Source organism: Streptomyces sp. (genome assembly GCF_035645055.1).
GTDB lineage: Bacteria > Actinomycetota > Actinomycetes > Streptomycetales > Streptomycetaceae > Streptomyces.
The window spans coordinates 20,355-30,343 of the sequence record NZ_DASQNH010000067.1 but is presented as its reverse complement, the minus strand read 5'-3'; the positions used below and the strand labels follow the sequence as shown (position 1 = coordinate 30,343).

The following is a 9,989-nucleotide window of genomic DNA, read 5'->3' as shown; positions in this document are numbered from 1 at the left end:
CGGTTGACAGTTTCATAGTGTTTCGGTGGTCATAGCGTGAGGGAAACGCCCGGTTACATTCCGAACCCGGAAGCTAAGCCTTACAGCGCCGATGGTACTGCAGGGGGGACCCTGTGGGAGAGTAGGACACCGCCGAACAATCATTCAAAGGGTTGGACCTGGAACTTCGGTTCCGGGTCCAACCCTTTTTTGTTCTCTGTCACTTGAAGTTCACGTGGCGCAACCACCATTCCCGGCATGGGTACTGCTGCAATGCTCAGGGCCGCCGGCATAGGCGGCGGTGACGAGGTCGTCGTACCGGCCTTCGGGAACGTGGAAGTCGCCGAAGCGGTGACGCTGACCGGTGCGCTGCCGGTGTTCGCCGACATAGACCCGGAGAGCTACTGCCTCGACCCGGCGGCGGTCGAGGCCGCCGTAACTCCCCGGACCGCGGCTGTCGTTGCCGTACATCGCTTCGGTCGGCCGGCGGATGTCGTACGGCTGCGTGCTGTGGGGCAGCGGCTGGGGCTGCTGGTGCTGGAGCAGGGGGAGTCCGAGGCGCCGTACGACGAGATCGCTCAGCGGCGGCAGCGGGCCGGTTACCTGGACGCGCGGTTGAAGGGGGTGCGGACGCCCGAGGGCGGGGTCGGGCACACCTATCAGCAGTACGTCGTGCGGGTGCCGGGCAACGGGCGGCCGGACCGGGACGCCTTCGCGCGGACCATACGAGCCAAGGGAGTTGACGCCCGGGTGCCGGTGAAGACGCCCGTGCACCGGTTGCCGGGATTCCGGCAGTGTGTGTCGCTGCCGGAGACCGAGCGGGCCGCTGACGAGACGCTGGCGCTGCCGGTCGACGCCTCGCTGACGAAGCGGGAGATGCAGCGGATCGTGGCCGCCTGCAACGCGCTGGGGGGACTTCTGCAGCCCGCCTTCTGATCAGTTTTGGAGCACGGGTCTGTTCGGGGTATGATCTATTTCGTTGCCGCGAGGGAAACCTCGAAAAAGCGACAGGCCCCTATAGCTCAGTCGGTAGAGCGTCTCCATGGTAAGGAGAAGGTCAACGGTTCGATTCCGTTTGGGGGCTCAAGAAAAAGGCCTCCGCCCTTACGGGCGGGGGCCTTTCTGCTTGTGCGGGACCGCGCCCCGGCCCGGTCAGCCGTTGTGCAGGCCGGGGACGCGCATGGCGAGAATGGCCATGTCGTCGGACGGGGCGTCGGAGGCGAAGCGTTCCACGGCGCGCATGATGCGGGCAGCCACCGCGCCCGCCGTGAGACCGGTGCAGGTGGTGAGGACGTCGGCGAGGCCGTCGTCGCCCAGCATGCGAGTGCCCTCGCGGCGCTCGGTGACGCCGTCCGTGACGCAGAGCAGGACGTCGCCCGGGTCGAGGGTGACCGTCTGCTCGTACAGGTCGAGGTCGTCCAGGACGCCGAGGAGCGGCTGGGGTTCCGCCGCCGCCTCGACCGTGCCGTCCTGGCGCAGACGCAGCGGGAGGGGGTGGCCGGCGCAGACGACCTTCAGTTCCGCGCTGCCGTCCTGCTGGGGGCGCAGCTCGCCGTAGAGCAGGGTGAGGAAGCGGCTGCGGGCGCCCTCGTCGAGGATGGCGGAGTTCAGGCGCTGGAGGACGGCGGGGCCGCTGAGGCCCTCGCGGGCGAGCAGCCGCAGCGCGTGCCGGGCGAGGCCGGTGACGGCGGCCGCGTTCGGGCCCGTGCCGCAGACGTCGCCGATGGCGAAGCCGTAGGCGCCGTCGCGGATGGGGAAGAGGTCGTAGAAGTCGCCGCCGACCTCGTTGCCCTCGCCGGCCGCGCGGTAGATGACCTCCACCTCGACGCCGTCGATCTGGGGGAGTTCCGGCGGGAGGAGGCTGCGCTGGAGGGACTGGCTGATGGCCGTGCGCTCGGAGTAGAGGCGGGCGTTGTCCAGGGCCAGGGCGGCGCGGCGGGACAGGTCCTCGGCCAGTTCCAGGATCTCCTGGCGGAAGTGCTCGTCGGTGGGCTTGCCGAGGGTCAGCATGCCGATGACGCGGTTGCGGGCGACCAGCGGCAGGACGACCGTCTCGCCGCCGACCGCGGCGGCGGTGGCGAGCGTGGGACCGATGCCCGAGCTGACGGTCGCCGGTTCGCCGAGGCCCAGGCTGCGCATGGAGCTGCGCAGGGCCGCCTGGTGGGCGGCTTCGGCGGGTGCCGACCAGACGCGGGCGCCGGGCGTGGGGACCGGGTCCGGCGGGGAGATCTTCGACAGCAGCGACTTGATGCCGTCGATGAGTTCCTCGTCCTCGTGCAGAACGTACGAGAGATACGGCTCCGAGGCCTGGTCGGCGATCGTATAGACGGCGCACCAGGTGGCCAGGGTGGGCACCGTCATCTGGGCCATGAGGGCCAGGGTCTGGTCGCGGTCGAGGGTACCGGCGAGCAGGTCGGAGGCCTCGACGAGGAAGCTGAGGGAGCCTCGGCGCAGGCGTTCGAGTTCGCCGAGGCGGGCCGATTCCACGGCGAGCGCGATGCGGTCCGCGGCGAACTGGAGGCGGAGGGCCTCTTCGTTGCTGTACCGGCCGGGGGCCTCCGCGGCGACGCCGAGAGAGCCGGTGAGGCGGCCCTCGACCTTGAGCGGGACGGTGACGACCGAGCGCATGCCCGTGCCGTGCAGCAGCGGGACGGCGCCGGGGACGGCCGTGAGGTCGTCGTGGACCGCCGGCATCCTGGCCGAGCCGTAGCGGCCGGGGCCCGCCTCGACGGGGACGCGGGCGAATCGCTGGCGGGCGGAGGGCAGGCCGGTGGAGGCGCGGACCTCGAGTTCCGTCTCGTCGTCGGTGGCGAGCAGGAGGAAGGCGGAGTCGCCGTCGAGCATGTCGCGGGCGCGTTCCACCGTGCGCTGGAGGAGGCCGTCGAGGTCGTCCGGGGCGGGGGAGCCGATGAATACCTCGAAGGGGTCGTTGCTCTGCCCCTCGGCGGCCGGGGGCGCGTCGGGGGCGATGAGGCGCACCGGCGTCTGGAGGACGGCGCGCTCGTGGTCGCGGACGAGGAGGCAGACCGTCGACGGTTCACCGGCGGTGTCGCGGACGCGCAGGTGGGAGGCGTAGACCGGGACGACCCGGCCGGAGGCGTGGCGGATGCCGTAGCTGCCCTCCCAGCGGGAGAGCCGGAGGGCCTCGGCGATGCCGGTGCTGGTGCCCGGGGTGTGCGGCCAGGCGGCGAGGTCGGTGAGGGGTTTGCCGGTGACCAGGTCGGCCGGGTAGCCGAACAGCTCCTCGGCGTCGTCGTTCCAGGCGGTGATGGCACTGGCGCGGTCGATCTGGATGACGGCGACCCGGACCCGGCCGTCGGCCAGCGGCAGCAGATCGGCGGGAAGGGACGGGCCGGCGGCACGGGTGCCGACCGGGCGCTCGGGGAGGGCGAGCTCGAACCAGACGTTCTTGTGGGTGGGCGTGTACTCGACGCCCCAGCGGGCCGCCAGGGCCGCGCAGAGCTGGAGGCCGCGGCCGCCCTCGCGGTCGGGGCTGCCCATGCTGACCGCGGCGCTCTGGAGGGGGACCTCGCGCTCCGGATAGCGGTCGGAGACCTCGATGTGGACGCCTTCCTCGGTGCGCAGGCACAGGACGTCCGCGGCGGTGCCCGCGTGGACGACGGCGTTGGTGACCAGCTCGCTGGTGAGGACGACGGCGTCGTCGATGATGTCGGCGTGGCCCCAGCCCTGGAGGGTGTCGCGGACGAACGAGCGGGCGGACGCGACCGAACGCCCGACGGGCTCGAAACTGGCAGCCGCGCGCGCGGTGATCACGAAACTCCTCGACCTGCTCTCGTCGTGCCGGGCTCCGGGGCCGTCCGGCTCGGGCTCGTGCCGGGGCTGGGACGGCAGTCCGCCCGTGGGCCGGGGGTCCGGGGGCTGTCCCCCAGGGATCAGTCCGGTGGTCATGTGTGCGGCCGCCCCTCCGATGCCCGCTCGTATCCGTGCCACCGCCCAGGCCGGACGGACCGGTATGGCTGGACAGCCGATGCAAGGTTACTTACCTTCGCCGTCCGCGCGGATGCCGGTCTGCAGTGTTTCCGTCCGGAGGGTGTGCGGACGGTGTGCGAAGCTGCCGAACTGTTATGGCCTGGTTCGGCCGGGGTGAAACACTGGGCAGGCTGCTGTTCGAGGTTCGGGCAGGCTGAGTGTGTTCCGTGCGGACGGGCAGCAGCCCTTGGTACGGGCTGATGCCGTCCGGCGGAACTCCTGATGAGTAACCGGACGCCGAGCAGTGGCAGCAGCAGTACCCGAGCACAGCAGTAACGGCCGATCCCTGCGGGAGGGACACAGTGAAGTCTGGCGCAGCGACGCGGGGCACGAAGACGCGCGCGGAAGGCGGACCGTCCCTGGGCAAGCGGCGCACGGCGCCGACCGGCAGCACCACCGAGGTGGACACCGCTGCCCTGAACCGGTTGCTGGCGGCCCTGGTGGCCATGCGCGACGGGAACTTCCGCAAGCGGCTCACGGTGTCCGGGGACGGCGTGATGGCGGAGATCGCGGCGGTCTTCAACGAGGTGGCCGACCGTAATCTCCATCTCACGGGTGAGCTGTCGCGGGTGCGGCGGGTGGTCGGACGTGAGGGAAAGCTCACGGAGCGGCTGGAGAACGGGGCCTGCGAGGGCTCGTGGGCGGCGGCGATCGACGCCTCGAACGCGCTGGTCGACGATCTCGTATGGCCGGTGTCGGAGGTCAGCCGGGTGCTGTCGGCGGTGGCCGAAGGTGATCTGTCGCCGCGGATGGATCTGCGTACGCAGGCACCGGACGGGACCGGGCATCCGCTGCGCGGGGAGTTCCTGAAGGTCGGGCGGACCGTGAACAACCTGGTCGACCAGTTGTCGACGTTCACCGACGAGGTCACGCGCGTGGCCAGCGAGGTGGGTACCGAGGGCAAGCTGGGCGGGCAGGCGCGGCTGCGCGGGATGTCGGGTTCGTGGAAGGACCTGACGGAGTCCGTCAACACGATGGCGCACCGGCTGACGGCTCAGGTGCGGGACATCGCGCTGGTGACGACGGCGGTCGCCAAGGGTGATCTGTCCCGGAAGGTCACGGTGCACGTGGCCGGCGAGATGCTGGAGCTGAAGGAAACCGTCAACACGATGGTAGACCAGCTCTCGGCGTTCTCCTCCGAGGTGACGCGGGTCGCGCGCGAGGTGGGTACGGAGGGTGAGCTGGGCGGTCAGGCCCAGGTGCCCGGGGTGGCCGGTGTGTGGAAGGAACTCACCGATTCGGTGAACACCATGGCCGGGAACCTCACCGCCCAGGTGCGGGGCATCGCCGAGGTCACGACCGCGGTGGCCAGCGGTGACCTGTCGCGGAAGGTGACCGTGCAGGCGCGCGGTGAGGTGGCACAGCTCGCCGAGACCATCAACCAGATGACCGAGACGCTGCGGATCTTCGCGGACGAGGTCACGCGGGTGGCCAACGAGGTCGGCGGGGAGGGGCGGCTCGGCGGGCAGGCGAACGTGCCGGGCGCGGCCGGGACGTGGAAGGACCTGACGGACTCGGTCAACACGGTGTTCCGGAACCTGACCACGCAGGTGCGTGACATCGCCGCGGTGACGACGGCGGTGGCCAACGGTGATCTGTCGCAGAAGGTCACCGTGGACGTGGCCGGCGAGATGCTGGAGCTGAAGAACACCGTCAACGGCATGGTGGACCAGCTGTCGGCGTTCGGTTCCGAGGTCACGCGGGTCGCGCGGGAGATCGGCGACGAGGGTGAGCTGGGCGGTCAGGCTCAGGTTCCGGGCGCGGCGGGCACCTGGAAGGACCTGACGGACTCCGTCAACACGGCGTTCCGGAATCTGACCGGACAGGTGAGGAACATCGCCCAGGTCACCACGGCGGTGGCCAACGGCGACCTGTCGCAGAAGGTCACGGTCGACGTCTCCGGCGAGATGCTCCAGCTGAAGAACACCGTGAACACGATGGTGGACCAGCTGTCGTCGTTCGCGGACCAGGTCACGCGGATGGCGCGGGAGGTCGGGACCGAGGGCCGCCTCGGCGGTCAGGCGCAGGTGCCGGGCGTGTCGGGCACGTGGAAGGAGCTGACCGACTCGGTCAACTCCATCACCGGCAATCTGACCGCGCAGGTGCGGCAGATCGCCCAGGTGACGACGGCGGTGGCGCGCGGTGATCTCTCGCAGAAGATCACGGTCGACGCGCGCGGCGAGATCCTGGAGCTGAAGAACACCATCAACACGATGGTCGACCAGCTGTCCGCCTTCGCCGACCAGGTGACCCGGGTGGCCCGCGAGGTGGGTACGGAGGGCCGGCTGGGCGGTCAGGCGCAGGTGCCCGGCGTCGCCGGTGTGTGGCGTGATCTGACCGACTCGGTGAACGGCATGGCCGGGAACCTGACGGCGCAGGTGCGCCAGATCGCGCAGGTCGCGACGGCGGTGGCGCGCGGTGACCTGTCCCAGAAGATCACCGTGGACGCGCGCGGCGAGATCCTGGAGCTGAAGAACACGCTGAACACGATGGTGGACCAGCTGTCGTCGTTCGCCGAGGAGGTCACCCGGGTCGCCCGTGAGGTGGGCACCGAGGGCAAGCTGGGCGGTCAGGCCGAGGTGCAGGGGGTCTCCGGCACCTGGAAGGACCTCACCCAGTCGGTGAACTTCATGGCGAACAACCTCACCGTGCAGGTGCGCAGCATCGCCGACGTCACCACCGCGGTGGCCAAGGGCGATCTGTCGAAGAAGATCACCGTCGATGCCAAGGGCGAGATCCTGGAGCTGGTGACCACCGTCAACACGATGGTGGACCAGCTGTCGAGCTTCGCCGAGCAGGTGACCCGGGTGGCCCGCGAGGTGGGCACGGAGGGCATCCTGGGCGGCCAGGCGCATGTGCCGGGCGTCACCGGCATCTGGAAGGACCTCAGCGACAACGTCAACCTGATGGCCAAGAACCTGACCATGCAGGTGCGGAACATCTCGCAGGTCGCGGCGGCGGTCGCCAACGGTGACCTCACGCGGACGGTGACGATCGAGGCGCGCGGTGAGGTGGCGCAGCTCGCCGACACCTTCAACACCATGGTGAAGACGCTGAGTTCGTTCGCGGAGCAGGTCACCAAGGTGGCCCGTGAGGTGGGTACGGACGGCATCCTCGGCGGGCAGGCGCACGTACCGGGTGTGGCGGGTACGTGGAAGGATCTCACCGAGTCGGTGAACCAGATGGCGTCCAACCTGACCGGTCAGGTGCGGAACATCGCCATGGTGACCACCGCGATCGCCAAGGGCGACCTCACCAAGAAGATCGACATCGACGCGCGCGGTGAGATCCTGGAGCTGAAGACGACCATCAACACGATGGTCGACCAGCTGTCCTCGTTCGCCGAGGAGGTCACCCGGGTGGCCCGCGAGGTGGGTACCGAGGGCCAGCTGGGCGGTCAGGCACGCGTGCGTGACGTGGACGGCACCTGGCGGGACCTGACCGAGTCCGTGAACGAGATGGCCGGGAACCTGACCCGGCAGGTGCGGGCCATCGCGCGCGTGGCGACCGCGGTGACCCGCGGTGACCTGAACCTGAAGATCGACGTGGACGCCTCGGGCGAGATCCAGGAGCTTCAGGACTACATCAACAAGATGATCGCCAACCTGCGCGACACCACGATCGCCAACAAGGAGCAGGACTGGCTGAAGGGCAACCTGGCCCGGATCTCCGCGCTGATGCAGGGCCGCCGCGATCTCGACGACGTGGCCTCGCTGATCATGAGCGAGCTGACGCCGGTGGTCTCGGCGCAGCACGGGGCGTTCTTCCTGGCGATGCCGCTGGCCGACGACAAGGACCTGGGCGGCGACAACGACGACCAGTACGAGCTGCGGATGCTCGGGTCGTACGGCTACTCCATGGGCTCCATGCCGACGTCGTTCCGGCCGGGCGAGGCGCTGGTCGGCGCCGCCGCCAAGGAGAAGCGGACCATTCTGGTGGAGAACGCGCCCAGCGGATATCTGAAGATCTCCTCCGGGCTCGGCGAGGCGCCGCCCGCGCAGGTGATCGTGCTGCCGGTGCTGTTCGAGGGCACGGTGCTCGGCGTCATCGAGCTGGCCTCGTTCACGCCGTTCACACAGATCCAGAAGGACTTCCTGAACCAGATCGCCGAGATGATCGCGACCAGCGTCAACACCATCTCCGTCAACACCAAGACGGAGGTGCTGCTGAAGCAGTCGCAGGAGCTGACCGAGCAACTGCGCGAGCGCTCGGCCGAGTTGGAGAACCGGCAGAAGGCCCTGCAGGCGTCCAACGCCGAGCTGGAGGAGAAGGCCGAGTTGCTGGCGCAGCAGAACCGCGACATCGAGGTGAAGAACACCGAGATCGAGGAGGCCCGCCAGGTCCTGGAGGAGCGCGCCGAGCAGCTGGCGGTGTCGATGCGCTACAAGAGCGAGTTCCTGGCCAACATGTCGCACGAGCTGCGTACGCCGCTGAACTCGCTGCTGATCCTGGCCAAGCTGCTCGCCGACAACGCGGACGGCAATCTGACGCCGAAGCAGGTCGAGTTCGCCGAGACGATCCACGGCGCCGGGTCGGACCTGCTCCAGCTGATCAACGACATCCTGGACCTGTCGAAGGTCGAGGCGGGCAAGATGGACGTCTCCCCGACGCGGATCGCGCTGGTCCAGCTCGTCGACTACGTGGAGGCCACCTTCCGGCCGCTCACCGCGGAGAAGGGCCTCGATCTGTCGGTGCGGGTCTCGCCGGAGCTGCCGGCCACCCTGCACACCGACGAGCAGCGTCTCCTCCAGGTGCTGCGCAATCTGCTGTCGAACGCGGTGAAGTTCACCGACTCCGGCTCGGTGGAGCTGGTGATCCGGCCCGCGCGGGACGACGCTCCGCAGGCGATCCGGGAGCAGCTGCTGGAGGCCGGTTCGCTGACCGACCCGGAGGCGGACCTGATCGCGTTCTCGGTGACCGACACGGGCATCGGGATCGCGGCCAGCAAGATGCGGGTGATCTTCGAGGCGTTCAAGCAGGCGGACGGCACGACGAGCCGGAAGTACGGCGGTACGGGCCTCGGGCTGTCCATCTCGCGGGAGATCGCGCAGCTGCTCGGCGGTGAGATCCACGCGCAGAGCGAGCCGGGGCGCGGCTCGACGTTCACGCTGTACCTGCCGCTGTACCCGGGCGAACTGCCGCCGCACGGCTATCCGCAGGCGGTGCCCTCGCTGTCGGGCGGTGAGCCGCTCGCGCTGGAGCCGGCGCCGTCCGACGTGACGATCGAGACGCCGGCCGAGGTGCGGTCGTACCGCGAGACGCAGAACGGGGCGGCGGCGCTCTTCCGGCGCCGGCGCCGGGCCTCGGCGGCCGAGCACCGGCTGGCGGCGCCGGAGCAGTGGTCGGCCACCGAGCAGGAGGGGGCGCCGCAGGCGCATCCCGGGATCCGGTTCGGCGGCGAGAAGGTGCTGATCGTCGATGACGACATCCGCAATGTGTTCGCGCTGACCAGCGTCCTCGAGCAGCACGGCCTGTCGGTGCTGTACGCGGAGAACGGCCGGGAGGGCATCGAGGTGCTGGAGCAGCACGACGACGTGGCCGTGGTCCTGATGGACATCATGATGCCGGAGATGGATGGCTATGCCACGACCACGGCGATCCGCCGGATGCCGCAGTTCGCCGGGCTGCCGATCATCGCGCTGACCGCGAAGGCGATGAAGGGCGACCGGGAGAAGGCGATCGAGTCGGGTGCGTCCGACTATGTCACCAAGCCGGTCGACCCCGATCATCTGCTGACGGTGATGGAGCAGTGGATGCGCGGGGAGTGACGGCCGCGGAGGACGTGCGCCGGGCGTGTGCGCGCTCGTGGTGGGGCGTGTGAGAGTTCGCGCCGAGTTGTTGACTCAGTGTGGCGGATGCCGTGTGGTCGTACGGGATTCCGGGAACCTTCTGGTTTCCACTGTCGTTTCTGCTACGTGCACAGTGACATCGCGGTGACAGGGTGTGGCGACAGGCGGGGTGCGGCTACGATGACCGGCACGAGGACGGGCGGCGTAACGGAGTCGTCCCCTGGGGCGGCG

General features: G+C 69.6%; 3 protein-coding genes, 1 tRNA gene and 1 rRNA gene. 4 read left to right on the top strand and 1 reads right to left on the bottom strand.

Annotated elements, in window-relative coordinates; genetic code table 11:
• The first annotated feature begins 21 nt into the window (after window positions 1-21).
• The 3 genes from rrf (at window position 22) to VE614_RS22615 (ending at window position 1,063) form a co-directional block, all read left to right on the top strand.
• A 5S ribosomal RNA gene (gene rrf / locus VE614_RS22625) occupies window positions 22-138 on the top strand.
• 114 nt (window positions 139-252) lie between these two features.
• Window positions 253-915 (top strand): DegT/DnrJ/EryC1/StrS family aminotransferase, encoded by a 663-nt coding sequence (locus VE614_RS22620; RefSeq protein ID WP_324940124.1) that lies wholly within the window; start codon window positions 253-255, stop codon window positions 913-915.
• Window positions 916-990: 75 nt separating this feature from the next.
• Window positions 991-1,063 (top strand) — tRNA-Thr (locus VE614_RS22615).
• 68 nt (window positions 1,064-1,131) lie between these two features.
• Here the strand turns inward: VE614_RS22615 and VE614_RS22610 are convergent.
• Window positions 1,132-3,888, bottom strand: coding sequence for a SpoIIE family protein phosphatase (locus VE614_RS22610; RefSeq protein WP_324940121.1), 2,757 nt, complete (start codon window positions 3,886-3,888; stop codon window positions 1,132-1,134).
• Window positions 3,889-4,271: 383 nt separating this feature from the next.
• Between VE614_RS22610 and VE614_RS22605 the strand changes: the two genes are divergently transcribed.
• The gene (locus VE614_RS22605) at window positions 4,272-9,737 is read left to right on the top strand and encodes a HAMP domain-containing protein (RefSeq protein WP_324940118.1); all 5,466 of its coding nucleotides are present in this window, start codon (window positions 4,272-4,274) and stop codon (window positions 9,735-9,737) included.
• The last annotated feature ends 252 nt before the right edge of the window (window positions 9,738-9,989 follow it).